Here is a 17,329-nt window from a genome sequence, read left to right on the forward strand (position 1 = left end):
AGAGGTGCTATATGGCTACAGCAGTATTACAAACAAGGGTGGATTCAAAAATGAAGCAGGAAGCGGAAAAGCTTTTTAATTCGCTTGGACTCGATGTTACTACTGCAATAAGATTGTTTTTAAAACAGTCAATAAATCAGCAGAAAATCCCATTTGAAATAGTTCCGCCTCAGTCAAATTTTACAGATGAAACTCTTTCGGCAATAGAAGAAGCGAGAAAAATCAGTCGCGACCCAAATATAAAAGCTTATTCAAGTGCAAAAGAACTCCTTGAAGATTGCTGAAAATGGTTTACGCGTTAAAGAAAACTTCGCAGTTTAAGGCAAGTCTCAAATTGGCTAAAAAACGAGGGCTTGATATTTTGCTTTTGGAAGAGGTTGTAGAAAAATTAAGAACAGACCAGCCTCTTGAAGAAAAATACCATAACCATGAACTAAAAGGAACATTTAAAGGAATTTGGGAATGCCACATACAGCCAGACTGGTTGCTTTTGTATTTAAAAGATAGTGAGGTTTTAGTTTTAACTTTAGTCAACACAGGAACTCACAGCGATATATTTAAAAAATAGATTTTCGTTTGTATTGAGTTTTTCGCGTTAGCGCTGGTAGCCCCGAAGTTGTGGCGAAGCCACAATGAGCGTAAGCGAAGGGCGGACATAGCGACGGTGCGAGCGCAGCGAGTGCCGTAACGCCATCTAGATTTTCTTATTTCTCCTTTCCAATACATAAAAAACAAAGTTGAAACTTCCTAAAAAAGTTTTTATCATAGGAAAAATGCTTGAACTAAAAAATATCGGTATAACTTTTAATGCTCACTCGCCTGACGAAAATAAAGCTTTGTCGGACATAAACTTAAAAATTAACAAGGGTGATTTTATAACTGTTATTGGCTCTAACGGGGCGGGAAAATCAACCCTTTATAATATAATCGCAGGAACTCTAAAGCCAACTTCGGGTAAAATTCTTTTACAAGGGCAAGAAGATTCTTCTTTTAAAGACATAACTTTTGAACCTGAATTTAAACGCGCTCGCTATATCGGGCGAATTTTTCAAAATCCGCTTTTGGGAACTGCTGGCAAAATGAAACTCGAAGATAATATGGTAATTTGCAGCAAAAAAGGTTCAAAAAAACTTCAAATTTCGCTAAACAATAATCTACGGCAGATATTCAAAACTCAGTTAAAAGAATTGAATATGGGGCTGGAAAACCGCTTGAACGACAATGTTGACCAGTTTTCTGGTGGGCAAAGGCAGGCTTTAACTTTGTTGATGGCAGTTATGAGCCACCCAGACATCCTTTTGCTCGACGAACACACCGCAGCGCTTGACCCTGCAAATGCCGAAATCGTAATGCAGTTGACCCGAAAGTTTACTCAGGAATTGGCTCTTACAACCATGATGGTAACTCACAACATGCAGCACGCTATGGATTATGGAAATCGCCTGATAATGATGCACAAGGGAAATATTATTTTTGATATAAGCGGAGACGAAAAGAAAAACTTGACGATGGATTCTCTAATCGAAAAGTTTAAGCAGATTCGCATTTCAAACGACAATTTAATTTTGCAATAATTGAGATTTCCTTTTTTATAAGATTTGGGCGGCTTTTTGCTCCATTGCATTTCGCAAAAATCGGGCTTTGCGTGGTTCGCTAACGCTCATCGTCCTCGTCGCTTTGCTCCTGCGGTCGACGGATTGTACACACGGATGTGTACCTACAATAAATGTCGACAGTTTTTGCAAGAAAACTGTCTGTTTCAAGAAAACACGGAAGTTTTCTTGAAACGCCAATCCCTTGCCGTTGGAAGCTCGCAGGTAAGATGCGGGGCTACAAGTAGACCCTGCCGCAAACTGATGTCTGTTGCCAAGAATGTGCGACCTGCAAACAATGCCGACTTTTTTAATGCGCATCATCATTCAATTTTAATCAAGCAGATTTATAATTTATTTTTTTATTTAAAATTTTAAAAAACTATTGACGATATGTTACTATAAATAGTGACATACAACCGTCAGCAATTTTTGCTCGGAGGACTTAATATGAAATTATCTAAAATTTTTATTACAGGTGCGGCTTTGATTGCACTTTTTGGTTTTGTTTCTTGTTCTAAAAAGAACGCTTCAGAAAAAAAAGTAAAGATTGGAATCGCAAAAATCGTGCAGCATGTCGCTTTGGATTCCATAGAACAGGGAATAATTGACTACCTGAACGAAAATGGCGTTAATGCTCAATACGATTTGCAAAATGCTAATGGAGACGCAAACACTGCTTCTCAAATCGCTTTAAAGTACAAAGACGAAGGTGTAGATGTTGCTGTTGGCATTGCAACTCCAGTTGCTTTAGCGCTTGCAAATACAATCAAAGACATTCCAGTTGTTTTTGGAACTATAACGGATCCTCTTGGGGCAGGTCTTGTTACAACTCTTGAGCATGGCGAAGGAAACGTTACTGGCATGAGCGACGCAATTCCTGTTGAACAGCACCTTGCAATGTTTAAAGAAATTGCAGGAATAAAAACTTTGGGTTATATCTACACTTCAAGCGAAGCGAATTCCGTTTCTTCACTTAAACTTGTAAAATCTGCCTGCGACAAACTTGGCCTAAACCTCGTAACTCAATCTATTACCAATTCTAGCGAAGTAAAACAGGCTGCCGAAACCATTGTTTCTCGCGTAGATGGAATTTATCTCACCACTGACAACACCGTTTTTAGTGCACTTTCCAGTCTTGTGCAGGTTTTTGAAGGAGCAAAAAAGCCTATTTTTTCCGCTGATGTTACAGGAGCAAAGGAAGGTGGTTGTTTGATTGCCTTTGGTTTTAACTATTACAAAGCAGGAAGAGCAACTGGAGAAATAGTATTGAAAATCTTGAATGGTGCAAAACCTTCAGAAATTCCAGTTAGATTTATGACAGAACCAAGCGATTCTGATCTTCTTTTTGATTTAGACGCTGCAAAAAACTGCGGAATTACGATTCCACAAAAATATCTTTCTGCTGCAAATATGATTTTTGAAACTGGAGTTTTAAGTTCTATTAAAAAATAGTTTTAATCGTCCATTTGCCACAGAGTCTGCTTTACACCTAAAGTGTTCAGCAGATTTTGGCTTTGCAGATTCTTGCAGTTCGCAAGTGAGTTAGAACTGTTGTCTGCAAAATTTTTTATCGCTCTTATCATAAGATTTTTTGGCGTCGAACTTTCGTCTATAAATTCCAATATCTGCACGTTATATCCAGATTTTTCTAAGAATTCTGCACGGACAGCATCCGTTACGAGCGCAGAAAATCTTTCTTTTATCAAACCGTATTTTAAAAGCGGTTGAAGCGAGAAATCTTCTTTTAAATTTGTTTTTTTTAATTGCAGGTTTATTTCGTGCTGGCAACAGGGGACGCTCAATATCGCTGTTGCTCCTCTTTTTACAGCGTACGCCAAAGCAAAGTCTGTAGCAGTATCGCAGGCATGCAAGGTTATTATTATGTCCGGGTGTTTGTCTTGTTCAAAAGATTCTATATCGCCTACCGCAAAATTTAAATTTTTAAGCGAAAGTTCATTTGCAAGTTTTGAGCAGTAATCTATGACGTCTTTTTTTAAATCCAGTCCAAAAATTTGGCAATCGACATTTAATATATTTGTAAGATAATGCTGAACAGCAAAGGTCAGGTAACTTTTTCCAGAACCAAAGTCCACAATGCTAAGCGGTTTTTCTTTTTGATGTGCTTTTTGAACTTGCGGAAGAATATCGTTCAAAATTTCTAAAAATCTGTTTATCTGGCGGAATTTGTCGTATTTTGAAGAAATGATTTTTCCTTCCGCAGTCATTATTCCAAGCCTTACCAAAAAAGGAACTGGAATTCCTTCTGGCAGGAGGTAATTTTTTTTGTTATTCACAAAATTTCCGTTTAAAAGGTTTTGCATTGGCAAAGATGAATTTTCATCTTTGGATTTTGCATCGATTTTTTTTACGAGTTTTTTCAATTCTCCTTTTTTGTTTGTTAAAAAAGTTATTTCTTCAGTTTCCGTATATTCAACACAATTTTTAAAAGTTACGGAGATGTTCTCTTGTAAAAAGATTTCAACTTCCTGCTCCGTCATTTTTTTGTGAAACACCTGAGTTTTTGTGTAGAACTCCGCAATGTAAGTTTTTGTATCAGCATTTGCCGAAGTTGCGATTTTTATCTTTACTCTAAGGAAATCCTGGCCGAGTATTTGTTTTATATTTTTTATAGGCTTTGAAAGCGTTGCGGATAAAAGCATAATTCATTTTACAGAAATATCAGATGCACTGGTAGAGGCAGCGTCGCGCATGGCGAATTGTACGTGCTTTTTTGATAGTCTCCACTACGACAATCGATTAGATGTTTTATAAATGATTTTTTGCAGTACTTGCTTTTGTATACATTTAAAGTGGCTGGTGCAAAATGCGTGAAACAAAAATGTTTCTCAAACTACTATATTTTTATCCGCAAATTCCGCTATATTAGATGTATGGGAAAAATAATTGTTTTTGTTAATCAGAAGGGTGGCGTTGGCAAAACAACTTCCGCTATAAACATTGGGGCGTACATCGCTCTTACTGGTAAAAAAGTGCTTTTGGTCGATTTTGACTCGCAGGGAAATATGTCCAGTGGAGTTGGAGTTTCAAAAGATAAACCTACTATTTATGAACTTTTGGCAGAACAGTGCACTGCCGATGAAGCGATAAAACACACCGCTGTGCAAAATCTCGATGCAATAAGCGCATCGATTGACCTTTCTGGTGCTGCGATTGAGCTTGTCGATCAGGAAAACCGAGAGTTCTTTTTAAAAAATGCATTAACTCCTCTTAAAGAAAAATATGATTACATCTTAATTGACTGCCCGCCTTCACTTGGAATTTTAACATTGAACGGGCTTGCGGCTGCGGATTCTGTTATGGTTCCTATGCAGTGCGAATATTTTGCTCTTGAAGGAATCACTTTGCTTTTGCAAACCGTTAAAAAGGTTCAAAAATCTATAAATCCCGATTTAGTTATAGGTGGGATTTTCTTTACGATGTATGACAGCAGAACTCGCCTTGCACAAGATGTTGTTCGCCAAGTTCAAGCGTATTTTAAAGATGTCGTATTCAATACGATAATTCCTCGCAATGTCCGCCTTTCAGAAGCGCCTTCTCATGGAGAGCCAATTTGCCTTTATGATCCAGAATGCGTTGGTGCAAAGAGTTATGAAAAACTTTCTCAAGAGGTAATTCGCCGTGGCTAAAAAATTTGGATTGGGAAATGGGCTTGATTCTCTTTTGGGCTCTTCTAAAAGCGATGGAGCGGATTTAAAAACTGATGTTGCTCAAAATGAAAATTCTTTTTCTCAAAAAAAATCAAATCTTCCTGTAGGTATAGAACAAGATGAATTCGGAAGGCTCTGGGTTGAAACTGAACTTTTAAAGCCGAACCCTCATCAGCCTAGACAGGAGTTTGACGAAGATAAACTAAAAGAACTTGCGGAGTCGATTAAAGAAAATGGCATAATTCAGCCTATAACTGTTGAAGATGCAAAGGATGGATTCTTCTATATAATTGCAGGCGAGAGGCGTACCCGTGCTTCTAAAATTGCAGGCCTTAAAAAAGTTCCAGTCCAACTTTCTGCATTTAGTGAACAAAAAAAACTCGAAGTTGCGTTGATTGAAAATATTCAGCGTGCAGATTTAAATCCAATTGAAGAAGCAAAAGCATATTATAAATTGATGGAATTGGGTGGTTTAAAGCAGGAAGAAGTTGCTCAAAAAGTTGGCAAAAATCGGGCTACCGTTGCAAACGCAATCAGGCTTTTAAAACTTCCAGAGGATATTCAAAACGCATTGGTAACTTCTCAAATTACAGCAGGGCATGCAAGGGCTTTGCTCATGGTAAAAGACAAGATGAACATGCAAATCCTGTTTGGAAAAATCGTAGGGCAATCTCTTTCAGTTCATCAGGCGGAAGTTATGGCTGGCGAAATAAATAATCCGCCTGTAAAAGAACAAAAAGCAAAAAATCCAGCTGCACAAAAGCGCGATCCTGATTTAATCGATGTGGAAACAAAATTGATTGAAAAACTCGGCACAAAGGTTCAGATAAAAGGCGATTACGAAAAAGGTTCAATCGAAATTTCATATTTCAGCAAAGACGATTTTGACCGGCTTTTCGATTTGATAAATCGCTAGAGTTTTGTTCAGCAATTTTTGCAGACGATTTTAACACTTTTTTTGTTTTGTAACGGCTGGTGTGATTTTGCAAAGCTATTTTTAATAGAAAATTTTGCTCGTCCATTCCAAATTGAGTTTTCCGTTTATTTGAGTTACAAGGTTCACAGCACAATTTGGAAAACTTATTTCCCAATAGCGCTCAAGCGGACGTTTATCCACATACATCAAAAGCGATTGCAATGTTCCACCGTGAGTTGTAATCAAAATATTTTTTTCAGCCTTGTTATCTGCATACTCACTTGTTCCAAGAGGCTTTATCTCGTTTTCCCAAAAATTCTTTGTTCTTTCTAGCACTTCTACAAAAGTTTCGCCACCAGTTAAAGGCCTATAATCTTTTGGCGAAATAAAAAAATTCTTAAATCCTGCAAATTTTGGATTTGTTTCACGTTCTTGTTGAGTTGCACCTTCTATCTCTCCAAAAGCAAATTCTATCAGCCTTTCATCGCTTGTTATATTGCTTTCGCTTAATCCGCTTATAATTTTTGCTGTCTGTTTTGCGCGACTCAAAGGACTCGTGTACACATGGTCAAAAAAAATCCCTTGATTTTTGAAAGCCTCTGCAGTTTTTTGTGCCTGTTCTATGCCCGTTTTTGTGAGAGGGATATCCGACCTGCCCTGAACTCTGAATTCTTTGTTCCACGAGGTTTCGCCGTGTCGAATTATGTATATGTTCATTTTATTCAATTTTACTCTACGCCGTTCCAGCAGTATGTGCACAATCTTTCGTGAGGAATTCCGGTTGAGTCGAGCATATCGTCTAATCTGTGGAATCTAAGGCTTGTAAAGTGCAGCTGCTTACGGATTTCTTCCTGCATTTTTTTGTATTCTTCTGTGTCTGGATTGCAGTATTTTGCGAGGATTTTGTTGCTCACATTCTCACCTTCAAACTGCTTTACAACTCGCCTTGCTATCAAATCCATCTCGGTCTTTGAACGACTAAAATTCAGGTATTTGCAGCCAAACATTATTGGCGGGCAGGCTGGCCTGACGTGAACTTCTTTAGCTCCACTTTGATATAAAAAATCCGTAGTTTCGCGCAGTTGTGTTCCGCGCACTATGGAATCGTCAATTAGCAAAATGCTTTTATCTTTTATGAGCTGAGGAACTGGAATTAACTTCATGTGTGCAATCAGATTCCGCTGTTCCTGACTTGTAGGCATAAAAGAGCGTGGCCAGGTCGGCGTATATTTTATGAATGGACGAGTGAACGGAATTCCTGCTTCGTTTGCATATCCTACAGCGTGTGCGGTTCCTGAATCTGGAACACCTGCGGCACAATCTGGATGAATATTGTCCGCTTTATCGCGCTTTGCAAGATACCGTCCGCAGTTGTATCTCATCGCTTCCACGTTTACGCCTTCGTAGCACGCAGTTGGATATCCGTAATAAATCCACAAGAACGTACAGATTTTCATATCTTTTTGCGGATTTTGAAGAATTTCGTATCTGTCAGAAGTTACAAATACTATTTCGGCAGGTCCTAATTCGTGTTCATCGGTGTAGCCCAAATTCATATAAGCAAAATTTTCAAATGAAAGGCAATGCGAAAGTATAGAACCTTTTGCATCTTTTTTTATGCCGATTTGCAAAGGAGTTCTTCCCCATTTGTCCCTTGCTCCGTAAATTCCTTCTGGAGTTGCAATTAAGAGCGTTATTGAACCTTTTATTTTTGATTGTACGTATTGAATTCCTTTTAGAATCGATTTTTGTGTGTTGATGAGCGAAAGTATCAATTCTGTCTGATTTATTTCGCCACCAGACATCTCAAGAAAAGCGTTCCCGCCATCTAAAAGTTCTTTTACGAGTTCGTCTTTGTTGTTTACAACTCCAACTGTGGTCAAGGCAAAAAGCCCAAGGTGCGAGCGTGCCAAAAGTGGCTGTGGCTCATAGTCGGAAATGCAACCTATTCCAATTTTGCCTTTCATCTCTTCTATGTCGGTTTCAAATTTTGTTCTAAAAGGGGAGTTTTGGATATTGTGGATTGCTCTTTTAAACTTGTTGTCGTTTAAATAAACTGCAAGTCCTCCGCGGCGTGTTCCCAAGTGCGAGTGATAATCCGTGCCAAAGAATAAATCCATAGAACAATCATCTTTTGATGCAACCCCAAAAATTCCGCCCATAGCTTAACTCCCATTCTTTAAAAGTTTTTCTTATAAAAGAAGAACAAATTATAGTAATCTGAATGTTTTTTTACAATGACGGAGATTTTTTTTAATTACGGAAAGCAAGTGGATAATCAAGCCAGCAGCAAGTCTTGTATGCATATTTTTTAATCTGCGATGCAAACTTCTTATTACCTTGCACATGGAAAATTAGACGAGTATTTTTTTGTAGCCTTAAACACAAACAGATTGCAACGCTCACACTCGCCGTGTTGAGATTTATGAGCAAATTCGGTATTCTTTTTTTTGTTATGAAAGAACTTGAATTAAAATACGGATGCAATCCAAATCAAAAGCCAGCAAGGGTTTTTGTTGATGAAGGCGATCTTCCAATCACTGTTTTGAACGGTAGACCTGGTTATATAAATTTGCTGGATGCTTTAAACGGCTGGCAACTTGTAAAAGAGTTAAAAGAAGCAACCGGACTTCCTGCTGCAACTTCTTTCAAACATGTTTCTCCTGCAGGAGCAGCTGTCGGAAAACCTTTGAGCGACACTTTAAAACAGATTTATTTTACAGATTCTGTTGAACTTTCTGCTCTTGCCTGTGCTTATGCGCGTGCCAGAGGTGCTGATAGAATGTCATCTTTTGGCGATTTTATTTCGTTGAGCGACGAATGCGATGAAGCAACCGCACTTTTAATAAAAAAAGAAGTTTCGGATGGAGTAATCGCTCCGTCATATTCTCCAAAAGCTCTGGAAATTCTAAAGGAAAAAAAGAACGGTTCTTACTGCGTTATCCAAATTGATTCGGCTTATGTTCCGCTTGCTACAGAAGTAAAACAGGTTTTTGGAGTAAAATTTGAACAAGGACACAATTTTTTAAAGATTGACGAAACCTGTCTTTCTAACATAGTTACAAAAAATAAAAATCTTAGTGAAGACGATAAACAGAATCTTATAATTGCCCTTATAACTTTAAAATATACTCAGTCAAATTCTGTTTGCTATGTAAAAGATGGGCAAGCTATAGGGATTGGAGCCGGTCAGCAGAGTAGAGTTCACTGTACTCGTCTGGCAGGGCAAAAAGCGGATAACTGGTGGCTGCGTCACTCTCCGAGAGTTTTGAATTTGCAGTTTGTTGACGGCATAAAACGTGCAGATCGCGACAATGCAATCGATGTTTATATTGGAGAAGAATACGAAGATGTGCTTGCAGATGGCGTATGGCAAAATCTTTTTAAAGTAAAACCTGCTGTCTTTACACGCGAAGAAAAAAAGGCTTGGCTTGCAAAAAATTCTGGTGTTGCACTGGGCTCGGATGCATTCTTTCCATTTGGAGACAATATTGAGCGAGCACGAAAATCTGGAGTAACAGTTATTGCCGAGCCGGGTGGTTCTGTTCGCGACGATCAGGTTATACAAACTGCCGACAAATACAACATGGTCATGTGCTTTAACGGCATAAGGCTCTTCCATCACTAAATGCAAAAAATTAACGATTTTTCTGATTTTACACATTTATTTTGGGATTTAGACGGAACTTTAACCGAATCTGGACCTGGAATAATAAACTGCGTGCGCTATGCGCTTGAAAGTTTGGGTATAAAAGAGCCAAACGATGAAAATATCAAACGGTTTATTGGTCCTCCTCTGGTCTATTCTTTTAAAACTTTCTACGGTTTTGATGATGAAAAGACAAAATTGGCAATAAAAAAATACCGTGAACGCTATGCACAAAGCGGAATTCTTGAGAATTCTGTTTATGAAGGTGTCGCTCAAACTCTTGAAGCGTTAAAAACGAAAGGCAAAAAACTTTACATAGCGACTTCTAAGCCAGAAATTTATATGTTTAAAATCATAAAGAATTTTGACCTTGAAAAATATTTTGATTTTGCTTGTGGTTCGGATTTAGAAGAAACTCGAAACGATAAAACCAAAGTGATAAATCATCTTTTGCAGCACGAAAATCTTGATGCGATTCGCGACGAAGGGAAAATCCTCATGATTGGCGACAGAAAACACGACATAATTGGTGCAAGGGAAAACGGAATAAAAACCTGCGCTGTTCTTTGGGGCTACGGTTCTAAACAGGAATTTGAGCAAAATGGAGCGGACTACATAATCGCTTCGCCGAGTGAACTGATTTAAAAATCAAAACTCAACTGATTTGGCGATTTTGCAAGACGGATTTTTTCAATCAAAAAGTCGATTTGACTTTCTCCAAAAATTTTCAATCCATTTTCTGCAAGAAGTGCTGCCGTAATTCCAGAACCATCTTTTAAACTGTGGCTAAAACTTCCATCGTATATTTTCCCAAATCCGCAGGATGGACTTTTTTCTTTAAAAAGCGCATAAGGGCAATTAAACATCTTTGCGGCTTTTAACGCTTGCATTGCACCTCGCACAAAAAAATCTGTTTTGTCGTTTCCCTCCTGGTCCACCACTTTTTTGTCTTTTATCTCGCAAGGAATCCTTGGGCATTCAAGTCCTCCAAAGCATTCTGGGCAGATTGGAATTATTCCCACCATTTTTTTGAGCCGTTCTATTTTTTCTTTTGGTATTAGATGTGCATTGTTGGTTCCATCGTACCTTACGTCAAAACCTAATAGGCAGGCGCTTACAAGGATATTCATCTTGCAAAAATTATGCCTTAATAAAAACGAATGAGCAAGTCAGAATTAAAATTAAAAAATAGGCGTTTATTATAGAATGCAATGATTTTCGTATGACAAAATAAAATCAAGAAAAGTTTTATGTTCATCGTTTGCATGCGGATTTTTAGAGTTTTTGCAGTCTCTTTTTTTTTATGGTTTATAAACGAATAAAATAAATTTGCTTTTTAATAAAATTTACTAATTTTTTGTGTTACAATCAGAATGCAAGAGAGTTTATTTTATGGAAAGAGGCAAGAGTTCTGTTTTTAATATTGGTCTTATAATTTTTGCAGGTTTTGGCATACTCGCTGGAATTTTGATGCTCCTTTTTCAATTTATTTTTAGAGCGCCAAAAGTAGAAAAAAATCCTTTTTTTACACAATCGCCAATCGGTAGAGTTCTTTACATCAACTCGTACGATCCGAGTTATATTGTAACAAAAATACAGTTGCACGGAGTTGATGAAATTCTGACCAAAGAAAATATCCTCTACGAAGTTATGTACATGGATATTCTCGATTCTTATAGCACAGAACGCTACGAACTTTTTTGCCAATCTGTAAAACACAAACTTTCAATTTCTGCAAAATTCGACGCAATTCTTGTAAGCGACGATGCAGCTTTGGACTTTGCACAAAAATATCAAGATGAATTTTTTTTAGGGCTTCCAATAATTTTTTTTGGAGTAAACGATATTGAGCGTGCAATCAATGCTGGCAAAAATCCGCTTATAACAGGTTTTGCAGAAGAAATCTCTTTTTCTGGAACTCAAGAAATAATGATTGAACAAAACCCGCACATAAGCGAAGTTGTTTTTATCATCGATAATTCACTAACTGGACGAGGCGATACTTTTCAACTTTTTTCAGCCTTAGATCAATATCCAAATCTAAATCATAAAATCATTTCGATAGATAATTTTCGAGTTGAGGAATTTTTAGAAATCCTTTCAAAAATTCCTCAAGATTCTGCGATAATTTGCCTCTCGTCGTTGCAAGCGTATGCACGCGAAAACGGAATTCCTGTTCATAAATTTTCAGAATTGATGGCAAAAAGCGTCCGTTCCATACCAATCTACAGAACGAATCCCACAGGAATGGGAGCTGGGTTTGTTGGTGGAAGAATTTACAATTACTACAATGCAGCTTTTATGGCTTGCTACCTTTTAAAAGGAATTTTAGCAGGCGATATTTCTATGCCTCAACAAGTAAAAATAGACAATACTTCTTCTTACATATTTGATTATGCTGTTTTAAAAAAGAAAAAGCTTGCTATGAATACACTTCCAAAAGATACAGTTTTTATAAATAAACCAAAATCTTTTTTAGAACTTTACGGCAAAGAACTTCTGCCTTTTTCAATAATATTCATATCGCTGATAATTTCTCTTTTATTTTCTATTGCAAGTTATGCGCGCTCAAAAAAAATCAACGGAATTATGATGTTGATGAATAAGCGTATGCGTCAGACGAACATAGAATTGATTTATTCAAAAAGCAAGCTTAGTTATGCTGCAAATAACGACCCTCTTACAGAACTTCCAAATCGCACTCATGGTGAAGAAGAAATAAAAAAGATTTTAAAGTCTGGAATTCCTTTTTCTCTTTTTTTGATGGATATAGATGAATTAAAAAATTTTAACGATTCTTATACGCATGATTGTGGAGATTTTATTTTAAAAGAATTTGGCAAACGGCTTGCAAAACTCGCTCTGAACAATGAATACTTTGTAACTCGTTATGGTGGCGATGAATTTATAATTGTTCACAAATATGGGCACATCGAAAAAACAGGCAAAGAAATTGAAAAATTGCATAAAATTTTAAAAGAACCGCTTATCTATAACGGAATCGTATTGGATATAACTGTGACGATGGGTTTTACGGATTCCTCTTCAGAATTACCTTACGATGTTCTGATTGCAAATGCAGATATAGCGATGTATGAAGCAAAAAAAGCGGGCAAGGGAACAACAATCGCCTTTGTTCCAGAGATGAGGGAATACACTTTAAAGCGCAACAGAATTGTAGAGATTTTAAAAGATGAATGTGCTAGAGGAGGATTTGACATTCGCTATCAACCACAAGTTATCGCAAAAACTGGTGAAATCTACGGATTTGAGGCACTCGTTCGCCTTCAAGATTATGCTGTAGGACCAGATGATTTTATTCCTGTTGCAGAAGATAGCGGTTTTATAATTCAGATTGGCAGAATAGTGACGGAGAAAGTTCTTGCACAAATGCATGAATGGCGTAAAAAGGGAATGAATCTTAAAAAAATCGCCATCAATTATTCAAATGGGCAGCTTGTGGATTATGAATACGTGCCGTTTTTGAAAAAATTGCTCGAAAAATACGAAATTCCACCAGAGATGATCGAAATCGAAATTACAGAAAGTTTGTTTATCGGTAAAAGAGAACGCTCGAATCAACTCTTTCTTGATTTGGCGGAAATTGGTGTAAGTCTTGCACTGGACGATTTTGGAACAGGTTATTCCTCGTTGAGCTATCTCACTTTTGTTCCTGCAAAAAAAGTTAAAATCGATAAATCGATGGTGGATAATTATTTAATTGACGGCAAAGAACAGTTTATAAAAAACATAGTTCAACTTGTACACGGACTTGGAATGAAGTTGACTGTGGAAGGGGTTGAAAATAAATGGCAGTTTGAAAAATTAAACAGGATGAACTGCGACTATATTCAAGGATACTTTTTCAGCAAACCGATGAAAGCCGAGTCTGTTCCAGAATTTACGGTCGCTATATAAATCCATTTTCGCTACAATGGTTTTATGAGCATTTTAGAAGATTACTACAATAGATTTGATGAAGAGCACAGACTTTCTACCCGACATGGAATTGTAGAATTTACAGTTACACTAAAATACATACACGAATGCATTGGAGAGCGAAAGTCGCTTTCTATTTTAGATTTGGGAGCAGGAACTGGCAGATATTCCGTTTCTTTGGCGCAGGAAGGGCATACAGTTACAGCCGTTGAACTTGTAGAAAAAAATCGAAAACGAATCGAAGCGAAACATCAAAGTGGAGTTCACATTTGGCCAGGCAATGCGCTGGATTTAAGTTTTTTGGATGAAGAATCTTTTGACATCGCTTTGGTTTTTGGACCTATGTATCATCTTCATTCTAAAGAAGAACGCCTTAAAGTTTTTGAACAGGTAAAACGGGTTACAAAAAAAGATGGCTTTATACTTGTTGCCTATGTGATGAATGAGTACAGTATAATCGAATATTGTTTTAAAAAGGCACAAATCGCTTCGCTGTTAAAAGAAAAACGCGTAACAAAAGATTTTCATACAGTAAGTTCAGAAAAAGACCTTTACAGTTATCTGCGTTTGGAAGATATAAACGAATTGAACGAGGTGGCAAATTTAAAGCGGGTAAAAATAATTGCTGCGGATGGTCCAAGCGATTATATGCGTCGCGAATTAAATGCGATGGATGAAGAAACTTTTAAAATTTTTATTGACTATCAGCTGGCAACCGCAGAACGAGCAGAGCTTTTGGGTGCTTCGAGCCATACTGTTGACATTTTAAAGCGATAATTTTTCCCTTGCATAAGCGATGACATTCTTATAAACTAAAATGACATTTTTCTAATTTTTGTCAAAGTCAATTTTATGGTTTGCTTTGCAAACTTTTTATAGGAGAAAATCTATGGCTAAAAAATACGCATTTTTATTTCCAGGACAGGGTGCTCAGGCTCCAGGAATGATAAAAGACATCTGTGAAAATCATCCAGAAGCGCTTAAAGTTGTTGAAGAAGTTTCTAAAATTACAGGAAAGGATATGAAAAAACTTCTTTGGGACACTCCTCAGGAAGAATTGAGCCGCTCAGACAACAGCCAGCTTGCTATTACAACTGCAAGTCTTGCAATAATGGCAGCATTAAAGACAAAAGGGATTGAACCTTCCGCTGCAATGGGATTTTCGCTTGGTGAATTTCCTGCTTTGTACGCTGCAGGAATTTTATCTTTTGAAGATGTTATAAATGTTGTTAGCAAGCGTGGTGCTATAATGCAGGGCGTTTGCGAAAAAATTGCTGCAGAAAACGAAGGCAATGCACCTGGAATGAGTGCAATTTTGGGACTTCCACCAGAAAAGGTTGAAGAACTTGCTTCTGGAATAGAAGGCGCTTATGCTGCAAACTTGAATTCTGTTAAACAGACTGTAATTGCAGGAACTGCCGAAGGTCTTGCTAAGGCAGAAGAAAAGGCAAAAGAACTCGGTGCAAAAAGGACAATCAGGCTCGCAGTTGCAGGTCCATTCCACAGCCCTTTGATGCAGCGTGCAGCTGACGATTTTAAAGTAGCACTAGAGCCTTATTCATTTGGAAATCCAAAAATCGCTTTGTTTTCTAATGTTACTGGTAAAAAAGTTACAGAAGGAGCGAGTGCAAAACTCAGCGCTGTTGACCACTTAACTCATCCTGTTCGCTGGACTGACGAAGAAAAAGTTCTTGCTGACCTTATAAAAGAAGATGGCGGCGAATGGGTTATTTTGGAAGTTGGCCCTGGAAAAGTTCTTTCTGGTCTTTGGGGACAGACTGAATTTGGCGAAGCAAATGTGGCAATTCCTGTTAATACAGAAGAAGCTCTTGCCTCTTTGTAATTTTATGATCCTAAATATAAACGGAGAATTGTATGTTGTTACAAAATAAAAAAGCACTTGTAACTGGCTCTTCACGCGGAATTGGCCGCTCTATTGTTGAAGAATTTATAAAAAATGGCTGTGAAGTTTGGGGCTTGTGCTCAAAAGAAAGCGCTGGAAAATCTGAACTTGAAACTCTTGCAAAAGAAAATGGCGTTGTTTTTCATGAGATTTATGCTGATGTTGGCGACTATGAAAAAGTTACAGCTGTTGTAAAAGAAGCGCTCGCATCTTCTGGTGGATTTGATGTGCTTGTAAACAACGCAGGTATAACTCGCGACGGACTTTCTTTTAGAATGAAAAAAGAAGATTGGGACGATGTTTTACGGGTAAATTTGACCGCTGCTTTTTTAATCTGCCAGATTGTTTCTAACGATATGATAAGAAAACGTGCAGGTTCAATAATCAATATGACAAGCATTGTAGGAATTCACGGTAACGGCGGACAAGTAAATTATGCGGCTTCTAAAGGTGGCTTAATCGCTTTTTCAAAATCTTTGGCAAGCGAAGTTGGCAGCCGCGGTGTTAGAGTAAACTGCATTGCTCCAGGTTTCATAGAAACCGATATGACAAATGTTTTAAAAGAAGAATTAAAAAATGCTATGGTTGAAAGAATCCCTTTAAAAAGGCCAGGCGTTCCAAAAGATGTTGCTAATGCTGCTTTGTATCTTGCCAGCGATTTGAGTTCTTATGTTACGGCTCAAGTTATTGGCGTTGATGGCGGTATGGGAGCTTAAAACTTACAAGGGCGTGCGCAAGCACGCCTTTTTTGTGTAAATCTTTGTTTAAGAATTTGGCTCTGGCACTTTGCTGTATTCTTAGCCCAGATTGTAGCGGCTTGCCTAAGGCAAGTTGCATAGTGAGCACTCCTGTGCGAACGAAGCAATGCAGCGGTAGCGGAACCGCGGAAAGCTGGTGATGTGGGCGATGTGCTCCTTATAGTTTTTTCGCTGACAAATCTTTTTTTTAACGATAGAATGGGTGTATTGCCGACTTGTTATTTGCTTTTTGATTATAAATGCTGATTGCAGATTTTGAGCCTGACAGGTTTTGCAATTTTAAGGAGTGTTTGATGAAAAAATCTTTTTTTGCGGCTTTTGCCCTTGTTTTTGCTTTTTTTGGTTGCGCTTCGACTTCTAGTAATGTGGAAAGAATTTCTTCTTCTACGCAGACGGATCTGAGCGGTTATTGGAACGACACCGACGTGCGCATTGTTGCCGAAAACCTTATAAATCAGTGCGTGAACGCCAGAGCGATTGCGGCTTTTTCTTATGGCAAAAATCGTGAGCCTGTTGTAATTCTTGGAACTTTTAAAAATCAAAGCGATGAGCATATCGACACTTCTATTCTTTCTAAAAAATTTGAAATTGCACTTATAAACAGCGGCAAGGTTGATTTTGTCGCTTCTTCTTCTGAACGAGGCGAAGTTAGAAACGAACGCAATGAGCAGCAGACTTTTGCTTCTGAGGCGACTGCAAAAAGCCTTGCAAACGAAACTGGTGCAGACTTTATGTTGATTGGTTCTGTAAAGACAATCGTAGATTCTTCTACCAAACAGAGAACTAGAACTTATTATGTAACTGCGGAACTTATAGATATAGAAACAAACAGAAAACTTTGGGCTGGAGAAGACAGTTCTATCAAAAAATTGATAACTAATAACAGTTATAGATATTAGTT

Annotated in this window: 17 protein-coding genes; 13 read left to right on the forward strand and 4 right to left on the reverse strand. The window is 37.7% G+C overall.

The features are described from left to right. Nucleotides 1–11 precede the first annotated feature (11 nt). The 4 genes from FXX65_RS04500 (at nucleotide 12) to FXX65_RS04515 (ending at nucleotide 3,047) form a co-directional block, all read left to right on the forward strand. Entirely contained in the window at nucleotides 12–284 is a 273-nt protein-coding gene (locus tag FXX65_RS04500) for a type II toxin-antitoxin system RelB/DinJ family antitoxin (RefSeq protein ID WP_147613616.1), read from the forward strand. A gap of 2 nt (nucleotides 285–286) precedes the next feature. Beyond that, a complete protein-coding gene (locus tag FXX65_RS04505) occupies nucleotides 287–568 on the forward strand; it encodes a type II toxin-antitoxin system YafQ family toxin (protein ID WP_147615278.1) in 282 nt (93 codons plus the stop codon). Between the two features lie 205 nt (nucleotides 569–773). Further along, nucleotides 774–1,574, forward strand: coding sequence for an ABC transporter ATP-binding protein (locus tag FXX65_RS04510; RefSeq protein ID WP_147615311.1), 801 nt, complete (start codon nucleotides 774–776; stop codon nucleotides 1,572–1,574). 468 nt (nucleotides 1,575–2,042) lie between these two features. Then, nucleotides 2,043–3,047 carry an ABC transporter substrate-binding protein gene (locus FXX65_RS04515; protein ID WP_147615279.1) on the forward strand — a complete coding sequence of 335 codons (1,005 nt, stop codon included), beginning with the start codon at nucleotides 2,043–2,045 and terminating at the stop codon, nucleotides 3,045–3,047. Nucleotides 3,048–3,049: 2 nt separating this feature from the next. Here the strand turns inward: FXX65_RS04515 and FXX65_RS04520 are convergent, their stop codons facing one another. Beyond that, entirely contained in the window at nucleotides 3,050–4,255 is a 1,206-nt protein-coding gene (locus FXX65_RS04520) for a class I SAM-dependent methyltransferase (RefSeq protein ID WP_147615280.1), read from the reverse strand. 231 nt (nucleotides 4,256–4,486) lie between these two features. On the opposite strand from FXX65_RS04520, the gene FXX65_RS04525 reads away from it, so the two are divergent. Beyond that, nucleotides 4,487–5,242, forward strand: a complete 756-nt coding sequence (locus FXX65_RS04525) for a ParA family protein (protein WP_147613620.1) — start codon at nucleotides 4,487–4,489, stop codon at nucleotides 5,240–5,242. Beyond that, the gene (locus tag FXX65_RS04530) at nucleotides 5,235–6,179 is read left to right on the forward strand and encodes a ParB/RepB/Spo0J family partition protein (RefSeq protein ID WP_147613621.1); all 945 of its coding nucleotides are present in this window, start codon (nucleotides 5,235–5,237) and stop codon (nucleotides 6,177–6,179) included. Before FXX65_RS04525 ends, FXX65_RS04530 begins: the two co-directional genes overlap by 8 nt. 81 nt (nucleotides 6,180–6,260) lie before the next feature. Here FXX65_RS04530 and FXX65_RS04535 read toward each other — a convergent pair whose 3' ends face one another. Then, entirely contained in the window at nucleotides 6,261–6,896 is a 636-nt protein-coding gene (locus FXX65_RS04535; RefSeq protein WP_147615281.1) for a histidine phosphatase family protein, read from the reverse strand. 11 nt (nucleotides 6,897–6,907) lie between these two features. Continuing rightward, entirely contained in the window at nucleotides 6,908–8,341 is a 1,434-nt protein-coding gene (locus FXX65_RS04540) for a phosphoribosyltransferase family protein (protein ID WP_147615282.1), read from the reverse strand. A gap of 293 nt (nucleotides 8,342–8,634) precedes the next feature. Between FXX65_RS04540 and FXX65_RS04545 the strand changes: the two genes are divergently transcribed. Then, nucleotides 8,635–9,807, forward strand: coding sequence for a phosphoribosylaminoimidazolecarboxamide formyltransferase (locus FXX65_RS04545; RefSeq protein ID WP_147615283.1), 1,173 nt, complete (start codon nucleotides 8,635–8,637; stop codon nucleotides 9,805–9,807). Then, the gene (locus FXX65_RS04550) at nucleotides 9,808–10,473 is read left to right on the forward strand and encodes an HAD hydrolase-like protein (protein ID WP_147613624.1); all 666 of its coding nucleotides are present in this window, start codon (nucleotides 9,808–9,810) and stop codon (nucleotides 10,471–10,473) included. On the opposite strand, the gene FXX65_RS04555 is transcribed toward FXX65_RS04550, so the two are convergent. After that, nucleotides 10,470–10,958 (reverse strand): DUF523 domain-containing protein, encoded by a 489-nt coding sequence (locus tag FXX65_RS04555; protein ID WP_147613625.1) that lies wholly within the window; start codon nucleotides 10,956–10,958, stop codon nucleotides 10,470–10,472. The two genes, FXX65_RS04550 and FXX65_RS04555, sit on opposite strands and share 4 nt — an antisense overlap. A gap of 262 nt (nucleotides 10,959–11,220) precedes the next feature. On the opposite strand from FXX65_RS04555, the gene FXX65_RS04560 reads away from it, so the two are divergent. The 5 genes from FXX65_RS04560 to FXX65_RS04580 all read left to right on the forward strand — a co-directional run bounded on the left by FXX65_RS04560 (nucleotide 11,221) and on the right by FXX65_RS04580 (nucleotide 17,327). Next, nucleotides 11,221–13,746: a bifunctional diguanylate cyclase/phosphodiesterase gene (locus tag FXX65_RS04560; protein WP_147615284.1), complete on the forward strand. Its 2,526-nt coding sequence runs from the start codon at nucleotides 11,221–11,223 to the stop codon at nucleotides 13,744–13,746. A gap of 24 nt (nucleotides 13,747–13,770) precedes the next feature. Next, a complete protein-coding gene (locus FXX65_RS04565; RefSeq protein WP_147615285.1) occupies nucleotides 13,771–14,544 on the forward strand; it encodes a class I SAM-dependent methyltransferase in 774 nt (257 codons plus the stop codon). 112 nt (nucleotides 14,545–14,656) lie between these two features. Then, nucleotides 14,657–15,610, forward strand: a complete 954-nt coding sequence (locus FXX65_RS04570) for an ACP S-malonyltransferase (RefSeq protein WP_147615286.1) — start codon at nucleotides 14,657–14,659, stop codon at nucleotides 15,608–15,610. Nucleotides 15,611–15,642: 32 nt separating this feature from the next. Continuing rightward, nucleotides 15,643–16,386, forward strand: a complete 744-nt coding sequence (fabG, locus tag FXX65_RS04575; RefSeq protein WP_147615287.1) for a 3-oxoacyl-[acyl-carrier-protein] reductase — start codon at nucleotides 15,643–15,645, stop codon at nucleotides 16,384–16,386. Between the two features lie 335 nt (nucleotides 16,387–16,721). Further along, nucleotides 16,722–17,327, forward strand: a complete 606-nt coding sequence (locus tag FXX65_RS04580) for a penicillin-binding protein activator LpoB (RefSeq protein WP_147615288.1) — start codon at nucleotides 16,722–16,724, stop codon at nucleotides 17,325–17,327. Nucleotides 17,328–17,329: the final 2 nt, after the last annotated feature.

Origin of the sequence: Treponema pectinovorum, from assembly GCF_900497595.1 — a bacterium.
GTDB classification, from domain to species: domain Bacteria; phylum Spirochaetota; class Spirochaetia; order Treponematales; family Treponemataceae; genus Treponema_D; species Treponema_D pectinovorum.

Excerpts from the sequence above, each read along its gene's own strand:
- FXX65_RS04500 (WP_147613616.1), top strand. The coding sequence starts at position 12 with ATGGCTACAGCAGTATTACAAACAAGGGTGGATTCAAAAATGAAGCAG.
- FXX65_RS04505 (WP_147615278.1), top strand. The coding sequence starts at position 287 with ATGGTTTACGCGTTAAAGAAAACTTCGCAGTTTAAGGCAAGTCTCAAA.
- FXX65_RS04510 (WP_147615311.1), top strand. The coding sequence starts at position 774 with ATGCTTGAACTAAAAAATATCGGTATAACTTTTAATGCTCACTCGCCT.
- FXX65_RS04515 (WP_147615279.1), top strand. The coding sequence starts at position 2,043 with ATGAAATTATCTAAAATTTTTATTACAGGTGCGGCTTTGATTGCACTT.
- FXX65_RS04520 (WP_147615280.1), bottom strand. The coding sequence starts at position 4,255 with ATGCTTTTATCCGCAACGCTTTCAAAGCCTATAAAAAATATAAAACAA.
- FXX65_RS04525 (WP_147613620.1), top strand. The coding sequence starts at position 4,487 with ATGGGAAAAATAATTGTTTTTGTTAATCAGAAGGGTGGCGTTGGCAAA.
- FXX65_RS04535 (WP_147615281.1), bottom strand. The coding sequence starts at position 6,896 with ATGAACATATACATAATTCGACACGGCGAAACCTCGTGGAACAAAGAA.
- FXX65_RS04540 (WP_147615282.1), bottom strand. The coding sequence starts at position 8,341 with ATGGGCGGAATTTTTGGGGTTGCATCAAAAGATGATTGTTCTATGGAT.
- FXX65_RS04545 (WP_147615283.1), top strand. The coding sequence starts at position 8,635 with ATGAAAGAACTTGAATTAAAATACGGATGCAATCCAAATCAAAAGCCA.
- FXX65_RS04550 (WP_147613624.1), top strand. The coding sequence starts at position 9,808 with ATGCAAAAAATTAACGATTTTTCTGATTTTACACATTTATTTTGGGAT.
- FXX65_RS04555 (WP_147613625.1), bottom strand. The coding sequence starts at position 10,958 with ATGAATATCCTTGTAAGCGCCTGCCTATTAGGTTTTGACGTAAGGTAC.
- FXX65_RS04560 (WP_147615284.1), top strand. The coding sequence starts at position 11,221 with ATGGAAAGAGGCAAGAGTTCTGTTTTTAATATTGGTCTTATAATTTTT.
- FXX65_RS04565 (WP_147615285.1), top strand. The coding sequence starts at position 13,771 with ATGAGCATTTTAGAAGATTACTACAATAGATTTGATGAAGAGCACAGA.
- FXX65_RS04570 (WP_147615286.1), top strand. The coding sequence starts at position 14,657 with ATGGCTAAAAAATACGCATTTTTATTTCCAGGACAGGGTGCTCAGGCT.
- fabG (WP_147615287.1), top strand. The coding sequence starts at position 15,643 with ATGTTGTTACAAAATAAAAAAGCACTTGTAACTGGCTCTTCACGCGGA.
- FXX65_RS04580 (WP_147615288.1), top strand. The coding sequence starts at position 16,722 with ATGAAAAAATCTTTTTTTGCGGCTTTTGCCCTTGTTTTTGCTTTTTTT.